This is a genomic window from Streptomyces doebereineriae (genome assembly GCF_031845645.1).
GTDB classification, from domain to species: Bacteria; Actinomycetota; Actinomycetes; order Streptomycetales; family Streptomycetaceae; genus Streptomyces; species Streptomyces canus.
Genome location: NZ_JAVREZ010000001.1, coordinates 549,755 through 571,418, shown reverse-complemented (window position 1 = coordinate 571,418; position 21,664 = coordinate 549,755). Strand labels below are relative to the sequence as shown.

Sequence of the window (21,664 nt, the reverse complement as noted above, 5' to 3'; positions counted from 1 at the left end):
ACCGGTATTCACATCAACAAGGAGGAAAAATGCACACGCGAACGCTCGGGCAGGACCTCCGGGTATCCGCCATCGGCCTCGGCGCCATGGGAATGTCCCAGAGCTACGGCCCCAACCCCGGTGATCGGACCGACATGATCGCCGTGCTCCGCGGCGCCGTCGACCGCGGCGTCACGTTCTTCGACACCGCTGAGGTGTACGGCCCCTACGTCAACGAGGAGCTCGTCGGCGAGGCCCTCGGTCCGGTCCGTGACCAAGTGGTGATCGCCACGAAGTTCGGATTCCGCATCGAGAACGGTGCCTCAGTCGGACTCGACAGCCGGCCCGAGCGGATCCGTGCCGTCGCCACGGCCTCCCTCGAACGGCTCGGGGTCGAGAGGATCGACCTGTTCTACCAGCACCGCGTGGATCCCGAGGTACCGATCGAAGACGTCGCCGGCACGGTGGCCGAGCTCGTGCAGGAGGGCAAGGTTCGCTCCTTCGGGCTCTCGGAGGCCAGTGCGGAGACCATCCGCCGTGCTCACTCGGTCCACCCGGTGACGGCGGTGCAGAGCGAGTACTCGCTGTGGACCCGGGATCCCGAGCCGCAGGTCCTGCCGACGTGCGCGGCGCTCGGGATCGGCTTCGTACCCTTCAGCCCGCTCGGCAAGGGGTTCCTGACCGGAGCAGTGGACGCGTCGACGTCTTTCGCGGACGGCGACGTCCGCTCGACGATTCCGCGGTTCACAGCCGAGAACCGAGCGGCGAACCAGGCTCTCGTCGAGCACATCTCAGCGCTCGCGCGGGCCAAGGACGCCACACCGGGGCAGGTCGCGCTCGCCTGGCTGCTCGCGCGGCATCCGTCGATCGTCCCGATTCCCGGAACGCGGCGCATCGCGCGTATCGAGGAGAACATCGGCGCCACCGAGCTGCCGCTCTCCGCCGACGAACTGGCGGACCTCAACGAACTGGCCGGCCGGGTCGGGGTGCAGGGAGACCGCTACAACGAGCACCACATGTCGCTGGTCGACAAGTAACTTCCGCTCCGCTGGCTGACACCGCCAGTTCATCGTTGTAGACCACGCTGGTCAGGGCCGGAAGGTGCGGCGGTAGGTGTCGGGTGGGACGCCGACGCTGCGGTGGAAGTGGCGGCGCAGGGTGGTTGCGGTGCCCATGCCGGTGGCCGTTGCGATGGTGTCCACGGTGGCGTCGGTGGTCTCCAGCAGTTCCTGGGCGTGGCGAATGCGCTGGGTGTGGAGCCATTGCAGTGGCGTGGTGCCGGTGAGGTGCTTGAAGTGGCGGCCGAGGTGGCGTGAGCTCATGCGGGCCTGGCGGGCCAGGTCCTCCACGGTCAGCGGCTGGTCCAGCCGCTCCAGCGCCCAGGGGAAGAGCTCGCCCAGGGGGTGGTTGCCTGGGGCGGGGAGGGGGGTGGCGATGAACTGGGCCTGGCCGCCGTCGCGGTGGGGTGGGATGACCAGGCGTCGGGCGATCTTGTTGGCGTTGGCCGAGCCGTGGTCGAGGCGGACCAGGTGCAGGCACAGGTCCATGGCGGCGGCCTTGCCCGCGGAGGTGAGGACGTCGCCGTTGTCGACGTAGAGGACGTCCGGATCGACGGTGGCCACCGGGTGGCGCCGGGCCAGTTCCCGCGTGTGGGCCCAGTGTGTGGTGGCGCGCCTGCCGTCGAGCAGTCCTGCCGCGCCCAGGACGAAGGCGCCCGTGCACAGTGAGGCCACGCGAGCACCGGCCGCGTGGGCCGCACGCACCGCCTCGACCAGCTCGGCGGGCGGGTCGCGGTCGGTGTCGGCCCAGCCAGGGACGATCACTGTGTCCGCGTGCGCGAGGTGCTCGAATCCGTGGTCGGGTTCCAGGCGGAAGCGGCCCACGTGCACCGGACCGCTCCCGCAGAGGGAGAAGTCGTACCACGGGTCCACGATGTGGGTCAGGTCGGTTCCGAAGACCTCGACGGCCACGGACAGTTCGTAGTGGAGCATGCCGTCGGTGATGGCCAGTGCAACAGCGGTCATGTCCGAAACTGTACGCGGCATGTCGTTTCCGACACTCGTGCGGGGCGCTGCCGGAGGGACAGGATGTGGGTGTCAGGCCGCAGCGGATCGACCTCGCAGCGGGCGTTCGAGTACACGGGGAGCAGTCTCATGGCGTCAGGTCAGCTGGTGACGGTGTTCGGCGCATACGGTCACACCGGGCGGTTCGTGGTCGCGGAGCTGGCCGCGCGTGGGTTTGTCCCGGTGCTGTCCGGGCGCAATGTGCAGACCTTGGAGGAACTTGCCCACGAGCACGGGCTGGAGGCCCGGGTGGCGTCGGTCGACGACCCGGCCTCGCTGGACCGGGCCCTGGCGGGAACGGCGGCGGTCATCAACTGCGCCGGCCCCTTCGCCTCGACCGTCGGCCCCGTGATCGAGGCCGCGCTCCGCGCGAAGATCCCCTACCTGGACGTGGCCGCCGAACTCGAGGCCAACCTCGACACCTTCGCCCATTACCGCGAACGGGCCCGGGACGCGGGAGCGGTGATCGTCCCGGCCATGGCCTTCTTCGGCGGCCTCGGCGACCTCCTGGCCACCGCTGCGATGGGCGACTGGACCGAGGCCGACGAGGCGCACATCGCCTACGCGCTCAGCAACTGGCACCCCACCGCCGGTACCCGGCTCTCGGGCGCGGTCTCCCGCGAGAGACGCGGCGCCCACCGCCTGCGCTACAGCGGCGGACAGTGGGAACACCGCACCGACGCCGCGCCCGTCCTGGAATGGACCTTCCCGGAACCGATGGGCCGCAGGCCGGTGATCGGGGAGTTCACGATGGCGGACGTCGTCACCGTCCCCCAGCACCTCTCCATCCCCGACGTGACCACCTACATGACCGCCGAGGCGGCCCGAGACGTCACCGCCCCCCACACGCCGGCCCCGACGGCCACCGACGAGAGCGGGCGCTCGAACCAGACCTTCCTCGTCGACGTCGTCGTCCGCTCCGGCGGAGCCGAACGCCGGGCCACGGCCCGCGGCCAGGACATCTACGCCGTCACGGCGCCTCTCGTCAGCGAGGCCCTCGAGCGCGTCCTTACCGGCCGTACCAAGGCCGTCGGCGTCGTCTCCGCCGGCGAGATCTTCGATGCCCCCGACTTCCTGCACGCGCTCGCCCCGCACATCACACTCGACCTGGTTTTGGTCTGAACCCGGTCTTGGTGGGTCAGCGGGCGAGGGAGACGGCGAAGGGCTTGAAGCCGTGTCGGCGAAGAATGTGGGGCACGACCAGGATCATGGCCTCGGTGGCGCGGGCCGTGGTGATGTCGCCTAGGTCCTCGATCCGTTCGGGCTGCCAGCCCAGGTCGCCGAGCAGGCCGGTGACGGTCCTCTTCGCGTGTTCGTCGTCGCCCGAGAGATAGGCGGTCGGTGGGGTGGCCAGGGCCTCGGGAGCGGTCATGACCGTGAAAAGCATGGTGTTGAGGGTCTTGACCACATGGGTGTCGGGGAGCGCTGCCTGGAGCTTCTCGGCGAGGCTGCTGCCGGGATAGCACAGGTCGCCGGGCAGACCGTCATCGTCGTCGCGGGTGGCGTTGGAGACGTCGACGAGGATCTTGCCGGCGAGGTCGGTGCGCAGTTCGGTGAGGCGGTCCAGGGAGCTGTCGCCGGGCGTCGCGTTGATCACGATGTCCGCGGTGCGGGCAGTGGTGCGCTGGTCGGCGAAGGCGATCCGCGGGGCGAGCCCGGCGGTGCGGGCGGCGGTGTCTTCGGGACTCCGGCCACCGAGGGTGACATGGTGTCCGGCTGCGGAGAGCTTGCCGGCGAGGTTGGCGCCGACGCGGCCGGCGCCCAGGATGCCGATGCTGGTCATGCGGTGATGCTCCTTGCGGTTTCGGGGTGAGGAGGAGGGACTTGCGGTCAGGCGGTCGACGAGAGGACCTTGAGGGCGGCGCCGTGGAGGCCGGGGGCGGCGGCCAGGAAGTCGCGGCTGCCGGTGTTCCAGGGGGCGCCCGTCAGGTCGGTGACGGTGCCTCCGGCCTCGGAGACCAGCAGGGCGCCGGCCACCAGGCCGGAGCGGACGTCGGAGAACTGCCAGAACGCGTCCATGCGTCCGGCCGCGACGTGGATGAGCTGCATCGTGGCGGGCACGGACACCCGCACGACCAGGCCGTTGATGAGCATCGCGGTGACGGAGTCACCGATCCGCCGGAAGGTGCGCTCGTCCTCGCCGGGCTTGGCCTGGCCGGTGCCGATGAGCGCCGCGCCCAGGTCGGTCTTGGCGGACACCTTCAGGGGCCGGTCGTTGAGGCGGGCACCGCCGCCGGCGACCGCGGTGTAGGTGTCGCCGGTCAGCGGCAGGTGGACGACAGTGAGAACCGGCTGGTTGTCGCGGACCAGGGTGGCGGTGACGGCCCAGTCCTCCATGCCGTGGACGTGGTTGATGTTGCCCTCGGCGGGGTCGACGACCCACCACTCCCCGGGCGGAAGCGCGCCGCCGGCCAGCTCGTCCTCGGCCCACTGCGACCCCGGCCGGGCCCGCAGCAGCGGTTCCCGCAGCACCTCCAGCACCGCGTCGTCGTTGGCGTGGATCTCGCCCACGACCTCGTCCAGACTCACGCCCCGGGCGTGCGAGGTGAAGCGGTCGCGCAGCGTGACGCCTGCGGTCCTCACCGCGGCTGTCACCTCGGACAGGAGGGTCGTACCGGCGTCGAAAGGCATGGCTGTGCTCATGGTGGGCTCCCTGGGATCGGTCGAAGCGGGGCAGTTGGCTCGCCCCGCACTTCGAAAGTAGGCCGCCCGGTCATTAACAACAAGTGCACGCTTGTCACTTGTAGAGTTACTCGCATGCAACTGGATCTGAACCTGCTCACCGCCCTGGATGCCCTTCTGGAAGAGGGCAGCGTCGCCGGCGCGGCAGCACGCCTCCACGTCACCGCACCCGCGATGAGCCGCTCCCTGGGCCGCATCCGCAAGGTCACCGGTGACCAGATCCTGGTCCGCACCGGCCGCAGCATGGTCCCCACCACCCGCGCGCTGGCCATGCGCGCCGAGGTCCACGCCCTCGTGCAGCAGGCCCACCACCTTCTGTCCGCGCAGCAGGAACTCGACCTGGCGGCTCTGGACCGGGTATTCACCGTGCGCTGGCACGACGCCCTGACCGCCGCATGCGGCACCGCCTTGACCACGGCCGTCCACCATCAGGCCCCTGGCGTTCGGCTACGCCTGTCCGCCGAACCAGGGTCGGACGACGCCGAGTTGCGCCGGGGTGAGGTCGACCTCGAATCAAGCTCCAGCGCTCCGACGCTCCCCGACATCCGCCACCGCCTCGTCGGCAAGGACCGGCTGATCGTCGCCACCAGGCCAGGTCACCCGCTCACCGCAGGCCCGCTGACCCTTGAGCGTTACGCGGCCGCCGAACACCTCACCGTTTCGCGGCGCGGAAGCCTGCGCGACCCGATCGATGACGCCCTGACCACACGCGGCCTCCATCGACGCGTCGTCGCCGTCGGACCCACCGCCGCCTTCGCACTGCAACTCGCCCTCGACACCGACCTGATCGTCACCCTGCCCGACGCGGTCACCCGCACGGCCCGGGAACAACTCGGCCTGGCCACACTGCCGCCGCCACTCCCGCTGCCCGACGTACCCCTGTACCTGCTGTGGCACCAGCGCTACGACAACGACCGCGCCCACACCTGGCTACGAGACCTGGCCACCGAAACCGTCCAGGCACTGTTCACACCACCGGCCGCCTCTCAACTGCCCCTCACCAACCGCACCGGGAAGTGACGGACACGCCCGGGGAAAGGCCTGCGGCTGCGACGCGGCCACTCCGAGTGACAGCCAGGCCTCTTCGAGCCGTACGTGGCTGCAGGCAGTGGCGAGCCAACCTCAACCGCCTTCGCACAGCCCGCCCCGCCATCACCGTCCATCCCGCTGTTCGATGTCGAGCAGTGACGGAACGTCCCCTGCCGCAAACCCCGAGCCGGAACCGGAAGTTGCACCCACAGCCACATGAGCCGCCACCCCGCCCGGCACTTTCAGATACCGATCCCAGCTCTGGGCCTTGCGACAGGGACCGATGTTCAGGTCGCTGCGACGGCGTGGGGACGCGGGGCTTCGCCGCCTTCGGTAAACGAGGCTGGAGCCGAGTTCGGTGTTGCTGCAACCCCTGGGCCTCGCCCACCGTCGCCCATTCGATTGATACGCTTCAATCAGGTCGAGGGCGGGAGGGTCGCATGCTGTCCTCGGACCGTCAAGATCGATAACAGCGATTTCCCACATCAGCGGTCAGCCGTCCCGGCACCGGCAAGCGCTCTTCTACCGGCCGGGCGGCAGGTGCTAAGCGCCTCGCCGGGGAGGTCCATCGACCGGGCCGTGTCGTGTGACCAGCACATATCGGACCGTTCTCGCGTTGGTGAGAGGTGCCCCGGACGCACACATTGGAGCGCTTCAACACGGGTCATGTATTCTGCGGCTTGTCCGCGACAGCCTGGTCTCTGCGAGTGCCTGGCGGTCGCGAGATGAACGAGACCGGAGGTCGAGGAGCGCTGTGGCAACCGCCCGTCCGCGAGCAGTGCAGGGGCATGCCAGTCCGAGCATGCAGGACGTCGCCGACGCCGCAGGCGTCTCGGTGGGCACCGTCTCCAACGTGCTGAACCATCCGGCGAAGGTGAGCCCCGCGACGGCCGAGCGGGTCCGCGAAGCCATCAGCCGTCTGGGTTTCGTGCGCAACGACGCGGCACGGTCGCTGGTGTCGGGCTCGACCAACAGCGTCGGCATGGTGCTCGCCGACATCGAGAACTCCCTGTTCATCGACATGGCGCACGGCGCCCAGGACGCCGCCCGGGCGGTCGGCCAGAACCTCCTGCTCGCGAACACGGCGTGCGACATGGCGCTTCAGGACGACTACCTGGACCTGTTCGACGAGTCCCGCGTGACCGGCGTACTGCTGGCTCCGATGGAGGACTCCACTGCCGGCATCGCGCGCATCCGTTCGCACGGGCGCCAGGTCGTGCTCCTCAACTACTCCCCCAAGCCGGGCACATGCTGTTCGGTGCTGGTCAACAACGAGCACGTCGGATATCTGGCAGCCCGCCATCTCATCGACACGGGGCGCACACGACTGGCCTATGTGGTCGCGCACGACCACTACCAGCCGGTGCGCGACAGACGCAGGGGCGTACGTGCGGCGGTCGAGGAGGCGGGCCCCGGCGTCACCCTGGAGGAGATCGACAGTGTCGGCCTGACGACACCCCATGGCCATGTGGTCGGGCAGGATCTCGCACGGAGAGCGCCCGGCGATCTGCCGGACGGCCTCGTTGTCGTCACCGATGAACTGGCCAATGCCATCATCCACGAACTGCACACCGTGGCAGGAATCCGCGTGCCCGACGAGGTCGCCGTCGTGGGGTGCGAGAACAACCGAGCGGCCGGCGGCGCGGCGGTTCCGCTGACCGCGGTGGACATGCCGGGCCGGATGATGGGACGGGAAGCGATCCGGCTACTGATGGACGAGGTGGCCTCGGGCAAGCAGCACCGTCATGCCACCGTCGTGCTGGAGCCCGAGCTCATCGTCCGCGCCAGCGCGCCGCGCTGAGGGCCCGGCACCGGCACGTCGAGTGATCGTTCGCGCGGCGCGCTGAACTGATCGTCCGGGCCGACGCACGGCTCGCATCGCCCGCCCCGATGCCTGGTCGTCAGCCCGCGCCAAGGTCCACGCCGGCCGTCCGGCTCCACTTGCCTCTCCGACCCGGCGGCCGCGTCGTGCCCCGCTCCATGCCTAGGGCAGCCCCTCCAGCCGACCGCCCCGGCGGCCCTCAGCGCGGTTCGGAAACGTCCGCGACAGCTCCTTGACACACGCCGAAGCGGGCCATAGGTTCCCGACATCCCTCCATTGAAGCGTTTCAATACACCGCGCCGAGGAGCACATGTGCACAACATCCTCAGAACCGCCCGTGTCGCCCTCCTGGCTCCCCTGCTACCACCACAAGCCTGCTACTGAGCGCCTGCTGCGGCGTGCAGCTCCTCGCAGGCCAGAAAACCTCGGCGTCTGGGACCTCATCCAGCCGGCGGCCGTCAGGACCGTCGAGAACCGGTTGGAACCAACAGGGTCCTGTTCGATGACGGCGGCGCCGACGCCGCTGCCGAACTCGAGGCGGCCCTGCCGAGTGGGACAGCGGACCGGCCTCTCCAACGCACATGACTTCGCGGTGTCCTCAGCCGAGAACACGCACTCCGCCAAACGGACCAGCAGGAGATGCCATGCTCCGTAAACGCCCACTATTGCTCGTACTCCTGAGAGGCCTTGTCATGTGTGCCGTGGTCGCAGGCGCGGTGATCCTGCCGGCGCCCGTGTCCTCTGCGGCGTCGGTTTCGGACGCGCCGTTCGAAGTGAAGGCTCTGACTGCCAACGGCCGGGTGAACCCGCTGGGCATCGGCGGTGACGACCCGGTCCTCGGCTGGCAGTTGGCGTCGGCCCGGCGGGCGACATCGCAGACGGCCTACGAGATCCAGGTGGGACGCAAGCCGGGCTCGACCGATGTGTGGTCGTCCGGCAAGGTGGCGTCCGACCGCCAGGTCGGCGTGCGGTACGGCGGGCCCGACCTGGAGGCGGGCACCCGTTACCACTGGCGCGTTCGGGCCTGGGATGACAAGGGAGTCGCGAGCCCGTGGAGCGCGACCGCGTACTTCGAGACCGGTCTGCTGGACCCCGAAGACTGGGACGGCGCCCAGTGGATCACTCGCCCTGCGGCTCCGAGCGAGCTGGACAAGTGGACCGACTACACCGCCACGGTCGAGTTCAAGCTCGACAGCGCCGCTTTCGGCATGTTCCTGCGTGCCCCGGATGTGAGCAACGGATACATGTGGCAGTTCAACGTCACGGGCTCCACTCCGATGCTGAGGCTGCACAAGCAGGTCAAGGGCAACTACACCGTGGTTCAGGACGTGGACCTCGCGCCCTACGGCTTCACCGACGCGAGTCTCCTCGCCGGCCGACACACAGTCCGCTACGACGTGTCGGGCACCACCATCACGACGACCCTCGACGGCAAGCTGGTCAACACCTTCACTGACTCCACGTTCACGAAGGGCTACATAGGTTTCCGCACCCACGCATGCTGCGGCGAACGCGGAACCGTCTACGACGCCGTTGTGACCGGCGCCGACGGTGGCACGCTGCTGGACACCGACTTCACGTCCGGCCGCAACCCGTTCACCGGCGGTGAGATCGTCGACTCCTCCCTCGTCGTGTCCGGCACCACGGACGCCCTCTACGCACCCGCGTCCCGGCCGCTGCCACTGCTGCGCAAGGACTTCGCGACCAAGGCCGGCAAGAAGATCGCCTCCGCGCGCGTCTACGCGTCGGCACTCGGCCTCTACGAGCTGAAGCTCAACGGCAAGCCGGTGGGCGACCAGGTGCTCGCACCGGGCTGGACGAACTACAACAAGCGCATCCAGTCCCAGACCTACGACGTGACAAAGCTGCTCGACAGCGGCGACAACGCCATCGGCGCATCCCTCGCGGACGGTTGGTGGGCCGGCAAGGTCGGGCTCGGCTGGACCCACGAGTACGGGGACACCCCCGCACTCGTGGCGAAGATGCGCATCACCTACACCGACGGCTCCGTCCAGTGGATCGCCACGGACGGTTCGTGGAAGGCGTCGGAGGGCCCCTACGCCAAGGCCGACCTGCAGGACGGTGAGACGTATGACGCTCGTCTGGAGCCATCGGGCTGGAGCCGAGCGGGCTTCGACGACGCGACGTGGGAGCCCGCGGCGAGCCTGGACTCACGGACCGCACTACTGGTCCCGCAGAGCGACGAGCCGGTGCGCCAGACCCAGATGCTCCAGGCCCGGAAGATGACCGAGCCCACCCCCGGGACGTACGTCTACGACCTCGGTCAGAACATGGTCGGCGTGTCACGGCTGAAGCTGACCGGCTCCGCCGGCCAGACGGTCAAGATCCGCTACGCGGAAGTGCTCAACAAGAACGGCACCCTCTACACCGACAACTTCCGCAGTGCCAAGGTCACCGACCGCTACACGTTCGCCGAGACCGGAACGGTCACCTACGAACCCACCTTCACCCAGCACGGGTTCCGCTACATCGAGATCACCGGGGTGAACGAACCCCCCGCTCTCCTGGACGTCAAGGGCGTCGTATGGGGATCCGACCTCCCCACCACCGGCACGCTGAAGACCTCGGACAGCATGCTCAACCAACTGGTGAGCAACATCTCCTGGAGCCAGCGCGGCAACTTCCTCTCCATCCCCACCGACACGCCGGCCCGCGACGAACGTCTGGGATGGACGGGAGACATCAGCCTGTTCGCACCGACGGCCAACTACCTGGTCGACACCCGCGCGTTCCTGTCCCACTGGATGGCGGACGTACGCAACTCCCAGTACGCCAACGGCGATCTGCCGGCGGTCGTACCGACCCCTCAGGGCCAGTTCGGCGACAGCGGTGTCGGGTGGTCCGACGTGATGATCACGGTGCCGTACCACGTATGGCGCTCCTACGACGACACCCGCATCCTGCGGGAGAACTACCCCGCCATGCAGAAGTTCTTCCAGTTCGTGCGCACCAGCGCCGGACCGGACCTGCTCGAGCCCGGCCGCACCACCTTCTTCACCAACGACTGGCTGAACCTGGACGACCCGACCGAGCAGGGCATCCTGGGCACGGCCTACTACGCCGAGAACGCCCGCATGATGGCGGAGACGGCCAAGGCCCTGGGCGATGACGCGGCGGCGTCCGACTACGGCAAGCTCTCCGCGGACATCCGCGACGCCTTCACCAAGGCCTATGTCGCAGCCGACGGCACCGTCAGGGGCAACTCTCAGACCGGGTACGCGATGGCCCTCGCCATGAACCTTGTCTCGGATCCGGCGCTGGTCGACAAGGTCGGGGAGAAGTTCGTGGCCAAACTGGCGCTCACCGACTACCACCTGCGGACCGGTTTCATCGGCACCCCTCTGCTGCTGCCCGCGCTGAGCAGGATCGGCCGGGACGACCTGGCCTACAAGATGCTGCTGCACAAGGACTACCCGTCCTGGGGCTACGAGGTCGCCAACGGTGCCACCACCATGTGGGAGCGCTGGAACTCGATCATGCCCAACGGCGACTTCGGCCCCGTCGACATGAACTCCTTCAACCACTATGCCTACGGCGCCGTGGGTGACTGGATGTTCCAGAACATCGGCGGCATCTCCGCGCTCGAGCCCGGGTACCAGCGCTCCCGGATCGCGCCGGTACCCGGCGGGAACCTGACGGAAGGGGCCGGAAGCCTCACCACCGTCTACGGCCGCCTGTCGTCGAAGTGGAGCACCCACAACGGCGCCATCAACCTGAAGGTGACCGTCCCGGTCAACACCGTCGCGGAGGTCCATGTGCCGACGAAGACCCACCGGGCGGTCACCGAAGGCGGCCGACCGGCCGACGCCGCCAAGGGAGTCCGCTTCCTGCGCATGGAGAAGGGGGCCGCCGTGTTCGAGGTCGGCTCGGGGTCCTACGACTTCGGCGTCCACACCGTCCATGGGGAGGCCGAGTAGGCCCGGAGAGCCGCGTGACCTGAAGGCGGGCCCGGACACTCCGGGCCCGCCGACGGCAGGCGAGGAGGCCCGGCAGGCCCAGACGTCCATCGAGGTCCTGGCGACAGGCCGGACACAGGCCAGAAAAACCGCGCCCTGGGCTTTGGGCGGCAGCTAGACCGCGCATCATCCGGCTCGCCATCGACTTCTGCGACCGCGACACGATCGACGAACAGGAGCGCACCCTCGGCCGCCGCAGAGACGGCCGCTGGCTGGACGGCACCCCCACGAACAAGCAGCCGGCACCCAGGCCCGAGCCAAAGGGCATGTCGCCAGTTGAAAATCTTCCCTCCCGGCCTCAGGGCACGTCCCTAGGGCGGGGAACCCAAGGTCACAAGGCGATCAGACCTGCCGTCGTCTCTCCGAAGCCGCAGGCATCGAAGTAGAACGATCGCAAGTGCTCTTCGAAGTCGACATGCAGCCACTCACACCCCGCAGCACGGCTTCCCTCCGCAGCTGCCTTGACCAGCGCGGCTCCCACCCCGTTCGAACGATTGCGCTGGGCGACGACCGTGTCCAGGACAAACGCATGGACGCCGCCGTCCCAGGCGACGTTGACGAAGCCGACCAAACGGTCACCTTCCCACGCGCAGACCCAGCCGAGGCTGTGACGTTGCAGCCTTGCACGCCAGTCCGTATGCCCGACCGGGTGATCGAACCCCTCGGCATGCAGCTTGTTGAGAGCTGAGTTGTCGACGTCGCCCCGCCACTCATATGTGATCGTCATGATCCGAACCTAGCCCTCTCCGCCTACAAACCCGCTGGGGAGGATGACCTTTAAAATCCGGGCAGAACGCGGTGCAGTCCTGGACTGGTGATCACTCGATGTGTCCTGTGCTGGGGTCCACCTGCGAGAGGAAGTCCCGGATGGCCTCCTGGAGATCGGCCCTGCCGACTTGCACTGGAGGGTGGCAGCGGAACCCGAACCCGTACTGAGGGTCGGGACCGGTCAGCCAGGTGAAACCTGCTTTCCTCTGCTCCGGCATGAGAGCGCGCGTGGTCTCAACTGCCTGTGTGCCGCGAGCACATGTGCATCTGCATCACGCAACGGTGAAGTCGGCCGCCTTGGTGTCCAGCGTCGTCTCGCCGTCCTTGGCGGTGGCCAGGACCGCGACGTGCCACAGACCGCGCGGAGACGCCTCGGCATCGGCGCGGGTGACAGTGGCGGAATAAGTGCAGCGCACAGTGTCCTCACCGGACGGCTTGCAGACGGCCGAATCCACGGCGGCCATGTCCTTGGCAGTCAGCCCCTTCTTCGCGAAGGTAGAGTTCGCCGGCCAGGCCAGGACCTTCACGTCCTTGATGCCGGAGGACACCTTGACGTCCGTGGTGAAGGTCAACGAGCCACTGCGGTCACCGTCGGGGGCAGCGTAGCGGGCGGCGCTGTGCGCCACAGAAGGAGGCTGCTCCCCGGCGTAGGCGAGGGCGAAGGCTCCGGCACCGCCGAGAACGACGACACCGGCGGCCACGGAGAGAACGACACGTCGCGACATGAGAAGTTTCCCTACTCGAATCAGCTGGATCGGACCGGCGCTCCAGGCTGCGCCGTTGCACCAATACTGGCCGCGCAGCGCGCACCGGTAATGAGCACACGTACTCAACTGAGGCCTGAGTAGAGCCAGTCCGGGACGCGGAGTGTCACTGAAGCACAATCATTTTTCGGAGTCGTTCGAACCCGGCTCGCGCATAAAGTGGCTGGCGTCGACGGCGCCGATCCAGGGTCGGGAGCATGGCGCCGAGTCGGTGCTCAGGAGTTCACCGAAGGCGCGGACGTGTGCGGCGGCTGTGTCCAGCTCGGGGCAGCGGGCCAGGATGTCTTCAGGTCGGCGCGGTCTTCCTCCGGTCAGGTCCAGGTCCCGCGGTCGGGATACCTCATCTCTCGGGCGCAGCGCAGCCCACACCAACCGTCACGACCCGACGTAACCGCCGGAAGACCGCAGTGCTCCTGGACGTTGGCTGCAGGTATGAAGATCAGCGAAGCTTCCAGAGTCAGCGGTGTGAGCGCGCGATCGTTGCGGCACTACGAGGACGAGGGCCTGATCGTGCCTGGCCGTTTCAGCAATGGATTCCGCGACTACTGCCAGTCCACCATCGATCGGGTGCTCGTCATCCGCTCGCTGCTGGAGTCCGGGCTGCCCGTGCGGTTGATCAGAGAGGTCCTGGCCGGCCTCACCGACGGATCCGATGCCGGCACCGACGTGGTGTGCGCGGAGTTCCTGCACGAGGTGCAGAGCCATCGCGACCGGCTCGCTGCTCGCATCGCGGTTCTCAGCGATCAGAAGGCGGCACTCGACGTCTACCTGCGAGAGGCCCGCCGTACTGATCTCTGACCGCCGCTTGACCTTGACGCAAGTGTCAGACTCCTACGTTCGGTGCATGGAGATCAACGAGCACCGGCAAACCGCTGAGCAGACGGTACGAGCCCTGGTCCAGCGGTCGCACCGGGGACCGAAGGATCTGACCCTCACGACCGATCATCGACGCCCTACCCCGGGGCCGGGCGAGTACCTGATCCGCGTCGGTGCCGCCGGGGTCAACTTCGCAGACGTCATGCAGACCCATGGCACCTACGGAGGAGGCCCGCAGGCACCCTATGTGGCGGGCTTTGAGGCCGTCGGTGAGATCGTGGGTGTCGGCCCGGAGGTCGACAGCCCGCTGCGGCTTGGCACGCACGTCGTCGGAGTCGGCCCGGGCGCCTTCGCGCAGTACATGACGATGCCGGCCGCGGGCGTGCTTCCCGTGCCGTCCGGCTGGAGCGACGCCGAAGCCGTCGGCCTGGTGCTGAACTGGGCCACCGCCTTGGCGGCACTGAAGCCGCTGGGTGACATCAAGACGGGTGAGGTAGTCCTCATACATGCCGCGGCCGGAGGCGTCGGGCAGGCCGCCGTCCGCCTCGCCCGCCACTACGGCGCACGCGTGATCGCCACGGCCTCACCGGAGAAGCACGACACCGCCAAAGCGCTCGGCGCCGACGAGGTCCTGGACAGCCGACGCCCCGATCTGGCCGAGGAGATCACCCGCCTGACCGGCGGTGTCGATCTGGTGCTGGAATCAGTGGGACAGGCCACGTTCAAGACCAGCCTGTCCGTCACCAAACCCTTCACCGGACGCATCGTCGTGTTCGGAGCCGCCTCCGGCGACGCCACCCTCAGCACCCACGACCTGGTCTTCACCCACCAGGTCCAAGTCAAGAGTCTGCACATCGGTGCACTGGCGGTCACGGCCCCGCCCCTCTACCAGTCGTTGCTCGTCGAGATCGAGGCCCTCATCGCCCACGGCGTGTACGCGCCGGGCACCCCCCAGGTTCACCCTCTGGCTGAGGGGGCGATGGTGCTGCAAGAACTCGAGGCGGGCCGGACCCGCGGCAAGCTCGCCCTCGATCCTTGGCGATAGGGAATGCCTGTGCGGCTGCGACTCGTGCAGCGTTGCCAGCACCGCCCAATCACGACGCCGGCCGACGGCGACGAGCTCTGCGGTCGTTGCCAGGGTCCAGGCGCCCCGCCGTGCCGAGGAGTGGTCCGCGTCCCGGATCGCATTTGAGTTCCAGGCCGAGGGGATCACGCTCAGGTGCCGCACCCTGTCGCGCCATCTGCACGCCCTCGGCCTGAACCGGCGCCGGTCGGAAGACCATCGCTCGCGGTCCGGGGCGCATGGTCCACATCGACGTGAAGAAGGTCGGCCGGATCCCGGACGGCGGTCGGCGAATCCACAGACGCGGAAGCCACCAGGCCAAGACAGTCGAGCACCGCAAGAACAAGGGTGTAGGCGGCGGCTACCTCTACCTGCACTCCGCCGTCGACTGCTTCAGTCGGCTTGCCTTCACCGAAGCCCTGGCGTAACCAACGTCCTGGCCTCATACATCTAGTAGCTGTCGTAGCTGGGCTTACCGTTCGTCCGGTAGACGCCGAGGACGGTGCCGCCCTTCGTCGTCGAGACGCTGACCGGCTCCAGTGCACTGGGGATCGCTCCGTCGGCGAACAGCCGCTTGCCGGTGCCAATGATCACCGGATGGATGGTCAGCCGGTACTCGTCGACAAGGTCGTGCCGCATGAGGGTCTGGGCCAGGTCGCCGCTGCCGACGACGTTGATGTTGCCGCCGTCGGACGCCTTGAGCTTGCGTACGGCATCGACGGTGTCGCCCTCCAGCAGCGTGGAGTTCTGCCACTCGACGGACGTCAGGGTCCGAGACGCCACGTACTTGTGCATGCTGTTCATCCGATCGGTGAACGGGTTGCCGGGATCGGCGGTCGGCCAGTACGACGCGAAGATCTCGTACGTCTTGCGGCCGAGCAGCATCGCGTCGGAGTGCTCGTACCAACCGGCGATGGCCGTGCCGACCTCGTCGTCGGCCACCGGCTTCTGCCAGCCGCCGTGCTCGAAGCCGCTTTCAGCGTCCTCGTCCGGGCCGCCCGGCGCCTGCATGACGCCGTCCAGCGTCAGGAACGTGCAAACGATGATCTTGCGCATGGTGCGCTCCCTTCGTCGAGGGGTAGACGGTACGACCGCCGAAAACTCATCGGCGGGACTTCCGCGGCACAGCTGAGTTCTGTCTCTTTGGCTTCACGCTGTGAGAGGGATGCGCCGGCCAGTGGCTCGACGTGGCTGATCGCAGGAGCCCCGGTGGATCATTTTCCGCATCGCAGCGAGGAAGATGTCTCAGTCACGTGAAGGACCGACAAGAGGGCTGGAGTTGACGGATATGCCGAGGCAGTTCGCCGGTTGGGACGAGTCGGCGTTCGACGTGTTGTTGCGTCTTGAAGGTGAGCCGTCACAAGAGGTGATGCGCGAAATCCGCAAGGATCGCGAACGTCTCGTGCGGCAACCGATGGTCTCGCTGCTCCATGACTTGGCATGGGCGGATCCCGCGTTCGAGGACCATTCTGTGTGGCGGTACGGGAAGACACCGTGGTGGTGGCAGAACCAGTCCGCTGTGGCACGCATCGCCCGGAACGTCGAGATCGGGCTGCGCTTCAATCTGGACGGCTTGAAGGTGCAGGGTGCGTGGTGGTACGCCGACTCCGATCAGATCAGCAAGTTCAGGGCGGCGGTCGCCGCTGAGACAAGCGGTTCCGTATTGGGCGATGTGGTTGCGGAATTACGTGACAAGGGGTACGAGATCACCGGGGATCTTCTGAAGCGTGCGCCCCGGGAGTACCCCGCCGACCATCCTCGAGCAGCGTTGTTGCGCCACCGATCGCTTCTCGCCGTGCGGCACCTCGGCTGTGACGCATGGCTGCAGACGCCGGAGGTCGTCGACCGCGTGCTGGCCACTCACGAGGAGATCAGCCCGCTGCTCAGCTGGCTGACAGACCACGTCGCCGCTTGAGAAGCCGTTGCCTTTCCGGGCGTAAGAGTCGACTTTTGGCTGCTCAGGCATGGTCGTGGTGCCATCGAGAGAGGCGTTGGCGGTTCTTTTCCTCGGTGCCGGCAGGGAAGCGGCCGATGGGCGCTCCCGGACCGGTGACCGAGGTGCACATTGCGGATCCGTAGGACGTGACGCCGAAGGTGCCGGTGGCGAAGGGCAAGGTCCCGCTGACGCCCTCTGGAGCAGGAGCCACGATCGTCGCTGGGGCGTCACGTCGACTTCGCTTGGCCACGAGTTCGTAACGAGCCGTTGACAGGAGCGCCGCGCAGGGCGCAATCTCATCCCGCACTCACTTGCCAAAACGATTGGGCACGACATGGGCGGGCGGATCGGAATCAAGGACGTGGCGGCAGCCGCCGGCGTCTCGGCCACGACCGTCTCCCACATCCTCAACGAGGTCGAGGGCAAGCGCATCAATCCCGAGACCCGGCAGCGCGTCCTTGAAACCGCCAGGGAACTCGGGTACGCGCCCAACGGACTGGCACGGGGGCTGCGGCTGAAGCGGTCCAACACCATCGGGTTCGTCAGCGACCAGATCGCCACCACGCCCCACGCCGGCCGGATCATCCTCGGAGCCCAGGAGGAAGCGGCCAAGCACGACCTGCTGCTGCTCATGCTGAACACCGGCGGCGACCCGGAGCTGGAGCGCAAGGAGATCGACCTGCTGCTCCAGCGCCAGGTCGACGGCGTGCTGTACGCCTCGATGTACCACCGGGTCGTGGAGATGCCGGAGCAGCTGCGTTCCGTGCCCACGGTGCTGCTGGACGCGCGCTCCAACGACCCCGGCGTGCCCTCGGTCGTGCCGGACGAAGTCCTCGGCGGCTGCACGGCGGTGCGTGAACTGCTCCGCCACGGCCACCGCCGGATCGGCTTCATCAACAACGTCGACGACATCCCGGCCACCCACGGCCGCCTGGAGGGCTACCGGGGTGCTCTCGCCGAGGCGGGCCTTGAAGAAGACCCCCGGCTGGTGGTGACGGAGACCGCGGACGCCGCCGGCGGGTACCGGGCGGCACTCAGGCTTCTGCAGACAGCGGAACGGCCCACCGCGCTGTTCTGCTTTGCCGACCGGATGGCCATGGGCGTCTACCGTGCCGCCGCCGAACTGGGACTGTCGATCCCCGCCGACCTGTCGGTCATCGGGTTCGACAACCAGGAACTGATCTGTGACGGCTTGTACCCCGGGCTGACCACCGTCGCCCTGCCGCACTACGAGATGGGGGCGCGCGCGGTCGTACAGCTGCTCGCGCTCACGGGCGCACAGGACCAGGGGGCTGGTCCGGCCGCTCAGGAGATGCTGCCCTGCCCGCTGGTGGCACGGGCATCGGTTGTTTCGCCGCCCCGACTCTGACCTCGGAGCGGCGAAGCACCACCGATACAGGCGGCCGTCATCACCGGCCGCCGGCACGGTCTGCCAGACCGTGCACAGTGAATTGGAGGAACCCAGGTGGAATCGAGAACCAGGCGCCTCGCGGTGTCGAGCATAGCCGCCCTGGCCGCGGTGGCGCTCGTGGCCGGCTGCGGCGGGAGCGGCAGTACCGGCTCGTCGGGCGCCGACGGCAACACGCTGACCCTGTGGACGCACAACGCCGGCAACGCCGCCGAATACGGCGTCGTGAAGCAGGTCGTCAAGGACTTCAACGCCAGTCAGAGCAAGTACAAGGTCAAGATCCAGGCGTTCCCGCAGGGTTCCTACAACGACTCGGTGGTGGCTGCGGCCTCCGCCAGGAAGCTGCCGTGTCTCCTCGACGTCGACGGCCCCAACGTCCCGAACTGGGCCTGGGGTGGGTACCTCGCGCCGCTGGACCTGTCCAAGGGCCAAGTCGCGGTGAAGGACCAGCTGCCCAGCACGGTCGGCACGTACCAGGGCAAGACCTACGCGTCCGGGTTCTACGACGTCGCGCTGACCATGTACTCCCGCAAGTCGGTCCTGAAAAAGTACGGCATCCGCGTCCCCACCCTGGACAAGCCCTGGACCAAGACCGAGTTCGGCGACGCGTTGGCCAAACTGAAGTCGGGCGGCAAGTTCAAGAACGCGCTGGACCTCGGCACGGGAGACCCCGGCGAGTGGTGGCCGTACGCCTACTCGCCGATGCTGCAGAGCTTCGGCGGCGACCTGATCGACCGCTCCACCTACAAGAGCGCCAAGGGCACGCTCAACGGCGACAAGGCCGTCGAGTGGGGCAAGTGGTTCCGCTCACTGGTCACGAAGGGCTACGCGCCGCAGAAGTCCAGCAAGAGCCCCGGCGACGACTTCCGCAACGGCAAGACCGCCATCCAGTGGGACGGCAGCTGGTCCGCCCAGGCCAACATCGACAAGTTCGGCAGCGACCTCGCCATCCTCCCGCCGGTCAACTTCGGCGCCGGACCGAAGATCGGCGGAGCCTCCTGGCAGTGGGCCATGAGCTCCAGCTGCTCCAACAAGGCGGGCGCCCAGGCGTATCTGAACTTCTCCCGGCAGACGAAGTACTTCGTGGACTTCGCCAAGGCCACCGGCACCATCCCCGCCACCAGCGTGGCGGCGCAGCAGGTGAAGGGCTACGAGACGGGCGGCCAGTTCAACATCTTCCTCAAGGAAGCGCAGAAGTTCGCGGTGGTCCGGCCCGTCACCCCGGCCTACCCCTACATCTCCACGGTGTTCTCCAAGACTGCCATGGACATCCTGGCCGGCGCCGATGTGAAGGGCGCCCTTGATCAGGCCGTCAGCCAGATCGACAACAACTTGTCGACCAGCAACTACTCCAGCGGCAGCTGACCGCGTCCGCCCGTCCCGGCGGACGCGGTTCCTCCCTCTGCCTCCGCCGGGACATGTACCTGCCTGGATGTCCCATGGCCACCACAGTGACCCCCATGTCCACTCGACCCGCTGCCGATGCCCCACCGGTTCGCCGTGCACGGCAGGGGCGTGCACGGCGCAGGGAAAGCCTCACCGCCCTCGGCATGGTGAGCCCCGCCGTGTTCCTCCTGCTGCTGTTCTTCGTCATCCCGGTGGTGCTGGCCTTCGCGCTGGCCTTCACCAACGCCCGCCTGGTCTCCCCGGTCCCCGCCCAGTTCACGGGACTGCAGAACTTCCGCACGCTGTTGGACGACCCGCTGTTCTACAAGTCGCTGCGCAACACCTTCTACTTCGCCGCGGTCGTCGTTCCACTGCAGGGCGGCCTGGCGCTGGTGCTCGCGCTGCTCGTCAACGCCAAGGTCAAGGGCGTCAACTTCTTCCGGACCGTCTACTTCATCCCGGTCGTCACGTCCATGGTGGTGGTCTCCATCCTGTGGACGTTCATGTACCAGAAGACGGGGCTGGTCAACGAGCTCATCTCGCACCTCAGCCTCGGACTCGTGCAAGGGCCGGACTGGCTGAACAACCCGTCCACGTCCATGCCCGCCATCATCCTCATGTCCGTCTGGCAGGGCGTCGGCTTCCACATGATCATCTGGCTGGCCGGACTCCAGACCATCCCGCAGGACCTGTACGAGGCAGCCGACATCGACGGCGCCACCCGCTGGGTGCGCTTCCGATACGTGACCTGGCCCGGCTTGCGCACCACCCGCACGTTCGTGCTCATCACCATCACGATCGCCGCGTTCAGCCTGTTCGCGCAGGTCAGCGTAATGACACAGGGCGGCCCTCTGGACTCGACCACCACGGTCGTCTACCAGGCCGTGCAGACGGGATACGCGCAGCAGCAGACCGGATACGCGTCCGCGATCTCCCTCGTCTTCTTCGTACTGGTGCTGGCGGTCTCCCTCGTCCAGCGCTTCCTCACCAGGGAGAAGGGCTGACATGACCTCCGTATCCCCTGCCCCCGCACGACCGAACCGCCAGAGGTCGCTGCTGCGCTCGCTCACCGTGCAGACGGCGCGCATCGCGCTCGCGTTGTTCTTCGCCTTCCCGATCGTGTTCATGCTGGTGTCGTCGCTCAAGCCCGACCAGCAGATCTTCGGCGACCTGGACGGCGTCAAGGCGTTCCTGCCGGTCGGCCACCTGTCCCTGGACAACTACAGCGGAGTCTTCGACCGGGTGCCCGCCGCCCGGTTCCTGCTCAACTCCATCGGGATCTCCGCCGTCACCGTGGTCCTGGGCATCTTCGTCAACAGCCTCGCGGCGTTCGCCCTGTCACGGATGAGGTGGCGCGGCAAGAAGATCGTGCTCACCGCCGTGATCGCGACGCTGATCGTGCCGTTCGAGACCTTCGCCCTGCCGTTGGTCTGGTGGGTCAACCAACTGCCCTGGCTCCAGGTGAACGGCTTCCACCTCTCCCTGACCGAGGGCTGGCTGGACACCTACCAGGTGCAGATCCTGCCCTTCGTCGCCAACGCATTCTCCATCTTCCTGTTCCACCAGTACTTCCAGAGCATCCCCAAGGAGCTCGACGAAGCCGCCGTCATCGACGGGGCGAGCTGGTTCGGCATCTACCGGCGCATCGTCATGCCCCTGTCCGGCCCGGCGATCGCCACGGTGGCCATCCTGACCTTCCTGCCGGCCTGGAACTCCTACCTCTGGCCCCTGATGGTCGTCCAGAGCGAGAACCTGCGCCCGGTCATGGTCGGCATCCAGTACTTCTTCCAGCTCAACCCTTCCTGGGGCCAGATCATGGCCTACTCGTCGATGATCACGGTGCCGGTGCTCGCGCTGTTCGTGGCTTTCCAGCGGGTCTTCGTCAGCAGCATCGCCTCCAGCGGCGTCAAGGGCTGACCCCCGCCGGGCCCGCGCCCGCCCCACTTCTTCTGCCACCCCCTGTGCCTCGCG

General features: G+C 67.7%; 18 protein-coding genes and 1 pseudogene. 13 read left to right on the top strand and 6 right to left on the bottom strand.

What is annotated here, in order from left to right; all coding sequences use genetic code 11:
- Positions 1-29: 29 nt before the first annotated feature.
- Entirely contained in the window at positions 30-1,016 is a 987-nt protein-coding gene (locus tag RNB18_RS02690; RefSeq protein ID WP_311712496.1) for an aldo/keto reductase, read from the top strand.
- 51 nt (positions 1,017-1,067) lie between these two features.
- Here RNB18_RS02690 and RNB18_RS02685 read toward each other — a convergent pair whose 3' ends face one another.
- Complete coding sequence (locus RNB18_RS02685) at positions 1,068-2,003, bottom strand: helix-turn-helix domain-containing protein (RefSeq protein WP_311712495.1); 936 nt, start codon at positions 2,001-2,003, stop codon at positions 1,068-1,070.
- A 129-nt stretch (positions 2,004-2,132) separates the two neighbouring features.
- Between RNB18_RS02685 and RNB18_RS02680 the strand changes: the two genes are divergently transcribed.
- On the top strand, positions 2,133-3,164 hold the full coding sequence (locus tag RNB18_RS02680) for a saccharopine dehydrogenase family protein (protein ID WP_311712494.1): 1,032 nt from the start codon (positions 2,133-2,135) through the stop codon (positions 3,162-3,164).
- A gap of 16 nt (positions 3,165-3,180) precedes the next feature.
- On the opposite strand, the gene RNB18_RS02675 is transcribed toward RNB18_RS02680, so the two are convergent.
- Together RNB18_RS02675 and RNB18_RS02670 are read right to left on the bottom strand one after the other, a co-directional pair.
- A complete protein-coding gene (locus RNB18_RS02675) occupies positions 3,181-3,825 on the bottom strand; it encodes an NADPH-dependent F420 reductase (protein ID WP_311712493.1) in 645 nt (214 codons plus the stop codon).
- Between the two features lie 47 nt (positions 3,826-3,872).
- Positions 3,873-4,685, bottom strand: coding sequence for an inositol monophosphatase family protein (locus tag RNB18_RS02670; protein ID WP_311712492.1), 813 nt, complete (start codon positions 4,683-4,685; stop codon positions 3,873-3,875).
- A 114-nt stretch (positions 4,686-4,799) separates the two neighbouring features.
- Between RNB18_RS02670 and RNB18_RS02665 the strand changes: the two genes are divergently transcribed.
- The 3 genes from RNB18_RS02665 (at position 4,800) to RNB18_RS02655 (ending at position 11,513) form a co-directional block, all read left to right on the top strand.
- Positions 4,800-5,744 carry a LysR family transcriptional regulator gene (locus RNB18_RS02665; RefSeq protein WP_311712491.1) on the top strand — a complete coding sequence of 315 codons (945 nt, stop codon included), beginning with the start codon at positions 4,800-4,802 and terminating at the stop codon, positions 5,742-5,744.
- Between the two features lie 811 nt (positions 5,745-6,555).
- Positions 6,556-7,554: a LacI family DNA-binding transcriptional regulator gene (locus RNB18_RS02660; RefSeq protein WP_311712490.1), complete on the top strand. Its 999-nt coding sequence runs from the start codon at positions 6,556-6,558 to the stop codon at positions 7,552-7,554.
- 794 nt (positions 7,555-8,348) lie between these two features.
- Positions 8,349-11,513: a family 78 glycoside hydrolase catalytic domain gene (locus RNB18_RS02655; RefSeq protein ID WP_311712489.1), complete on the top strand. Its 3,165-nt coding sequence runs from the start codon at positions 8,349-8,351 to the stop codon at positions 11,511-11,513.
- Between the two features lie 370 nt (positions 11,514-11,883).
- On the opposite strand, the gene RNB18_RS02650 is transcribed toward RNB18_RS02655, so the two are convergent.
- Together RNB18_RS02650 and RNB18_RS02645 are read right to left on the bottom strand one after the other, a co-directional pair.
- Positions 11,884-12,279 carry a GNAT family N-acetyltransferase gene (locus tag RNB18_RS02650; RefSeq protein WP_311712488.1) on the bottom strand — a complete coding sequence of 132 codons (396 nt, stop codon included), beginning with the start codon at positions 12,277-12,279 and terminating at the stop codon, positions 11,884-11,886.
- 313 nt (positions 12,280-12,592) lie between these two features.
- Positions 12,593-13,045 carry a DUF5707 domain-containing protein gene (locus RNB18_RS02645; protein WP_311712487.1) on the bottom strand — a complete coding sequence of 151 codons (453 nt, stop codon included), beginning with the start codon at positions 13,043-13,045 and terminating at the stop codon, positions 12,593-12,595.
- Between the two features lie 471 nt (positions 13,046-13,516).
- On the opposite strand from RNB18_RS02645, the gene RNB18_RS02640 reads away from it, so the two are divergent.
- The 3 genes and pseudogenes from RNB18_RS02640 to RNB18_RS02630 all read left to right on the top strand — a co-directional run.
- Positions 13,517-13,882: a MerR family transcriptional regulator gene (locus RNB18_RS02640; RefSeq protein WP_311712486.1), complete on the top strand. Its 366-nt coding sequence runs from the start codon at positions 13,517-13,519 to the stop codon at positions 13,880-13,882.
- 46 nt (positions 13,883-13,928) lie between these two features.
- A complete protein-coding gene (locus tag RNB18_RS02635) occupies positions 13,929-14,945 on the top strand; it encodes an NADPH:quinone oxidoreductase family protein (RefSeq protein ID WP_311712485.1) in 1,017 nt (338 codons plus the stop codon).
- A gap of 58 nt (positions 14,946-15,003) precedes the next feature.
- Positions 15,004-15,388 (top strand): annotated as a pseudogene (locus tag RNB18_RS02630) (IS481 family transposase); the annotation flags it as partial.
- A 25-nt stretch (positions 15,389-15,413) separates the two neighbouring features.
- Here RNB18_RS02630 and RNB18_RS02625 read toward each other — a convergent pair.
- Complete coding sequence (locus RNB18_RS02625; RefSeq protein WP_311712484.1) at positions 15,414-16,019, bottom strand: dihydrofolate reductase family protein; 606 nt, start codon at positions 16,017-16,019, stop codon at positions 15,414-15,416.
- Positions 16,020-16,251: 232 nt separating this feature from the next.
- Between RNB18_RS02625 and RNB18_RS02620 the strand changes: the two genes are divergently transcribed.
- The 5 genes from RNB18_RS02620 (at position 16,252) to RNB18_RS02600 (ending at position 21,610) form a co-directional block, all read left to right on the top strand.
- Positions 16,252-16,878, top strand: coding sequence for a DUF2461 family protein (locus tag RNB18_RS02620; protein WP_311712483.1), 627 nt, complete (start codon positions 16,252-16,254; stop codon positions 16,876-16,878).
- A 355-nt stretch (positions 16,879-17,233) separates the two neighbouring features.
- Entirely contained in the window at positions 17,234-18,268 is a 1,035-nt protein-coding gene (locus RNB18_RS02615) for a LacI family DNA-binding transcriptional regulator (protein WP_311712482.1), read from the top strand.
- Positions 18,269-18,364: 96 nt separating this feature from the next.
- Complete coding sequence (locus RNB18_RS02610) at positions 18,365-19,672, top strand: ABC transporter substrate-binding protein (protein WP_311712481.1); 1,308 nt, start codon at positions 18,365-18,367, stop codon at positions 19,670-19,672.
- Positions 19,673-19,767: 95 nt separating this feature from the next.
- The gene (locus tag RNB18_RS02605) at positions 19,768-20,697 is read left to right on the top strand and encodes a carbohydrate ABC transporter permease (protein WP_311712480.1); all 930 of its coding nucleotides are present in this window, start codon (positions 19,768-19,770) and stop codon (positions 20,695-20,697) included.
- Position 20,698: 1 nt separating this feature from the next.
- Positions 20,699-21,610: a carbohydrate ABC transporter permease gene (locus RNB18_RS02600; protein WP_311712479.1), complete on the top strand. Its 912-nt coding sequence runs from the start codon at positions 20,699-20,701 to the stop codon at positions 21,608-21,610.
- Positions 21,611-21,664 lie beyond the last annotated feature (54 nt).

Bases quoted from the DNA above. Each gene is read 5' to 3' on its own strand.
- RNB18_RS02690 (WP_311712496.1), top strand. From the start codon at position 30: ATGCACACGCGAACGCTCGGGCAGGACCTCCGGGTATCCGCCATCGGC.
- RNB18_RS02645 (WP_311712487.1), bottom strand. From the start codon at position 13,045: ATGTCGCGACGTGTCGTTCTCTCCGTGGCCGCCGGTGTCGTCGTTCTC.
- RNB18_RS02600 (WP_311712479.1), top strand. From the start codon at position 20,699: ATGACCTCCGTATCCCCTGCCCCCGCACGACCGAACCGCCAGAGGTCG.
- RNB18_RS02635 (WP_311712485.1), top strand. From the start codon at position 13,929: ATGGAGATCAACGAGCACCGGCAAACCGCTGAGCAGACGGTACGAGCC.
- RNB18_RS02615 (WP_311712482.1), top strand. From the start codon at position 17,234: ATGGGCGGGCGGATCGGAATCAAGGACGTGGCGGCAGCCGCCGGCGTC.
- RNB18_RS02670 (WP_311712492.1), bottom strand. From the start codon at position 4,685: ATGAGCACAGCCATGCCTTTCGACGCCGGTACGACCCTCCTGTCCGAG.
- RNB18_RS02650 (WP_311712488.1), bottom strand. From the start codon at position 12,279: ATGACGATCACATATGAGTGGCGGGGCGACGTCGACAACTCAGCTCTC.
- RNB18_RS02660 (WP_311712490.1), top strand. From the start codon at position 6,556: ATGCAGGACGTCGCCGACGCCGCAGGCGTCTCGGTGGGCACCGTCTCC.
- RNB18_RS02675 (WP_311712493.1), bottom strand. From the start codon at position 3,825: ATGACCAGCATCGGCATCCTGGGCGCCGGCCGCGTCGGCGCCAACCTC.
- RNB18_RS02680 (WP_311712494.1), top strand. From the start codon at position 2,133: ATGGCGTCAGGTCAGCTGGTGACGGTGTTCGGCGCATACGGTCACACC.
- RNB18_RS02625 (WP_311712484.1), bottom strand. From the start codon at position 16,019: ATGCGCAAGATCATCGTTTGCACGTTCCTGACGCTGGACGGCGTCATG.
- RNB18_RS02605 (WP_311712480.1), top strand. From the start codon at position 19,768: ATGTCCACTCGACCCGCTGCCGATGCCCCACCGGTTCGCCGTGCACGG.
- RNB18_RS02640 (WP_311712486.1), top strand. From the start codon at position 13,517: ATGAAGATCAGCGAAGCTTCCAGAGTCAGCGGTGTGAGCGCGCGATCG.
- RNB18_RS02685 (WP_311712495.1), bottom strand. From the start codon at position 2,003: ATGACCGCTGTTGCACTGGCCATCACCGACGGCATGCTCCACTACGAA.
- RNB18_RS02620 (WP_311712483.1), top strand. From the start codon at position 16,252: ATGCCGAGGCAGTTCGCCGGTTGGGACGAGTCGGCGTTCGACGTGTTG.
- RNB18_RS02665 (WP_311712491.1), top strand. From the start codon at position 4,800: ATGCAACTGGATCTGAACCTGCTCACCGCCCTGGATGCCCTTCTGGAA.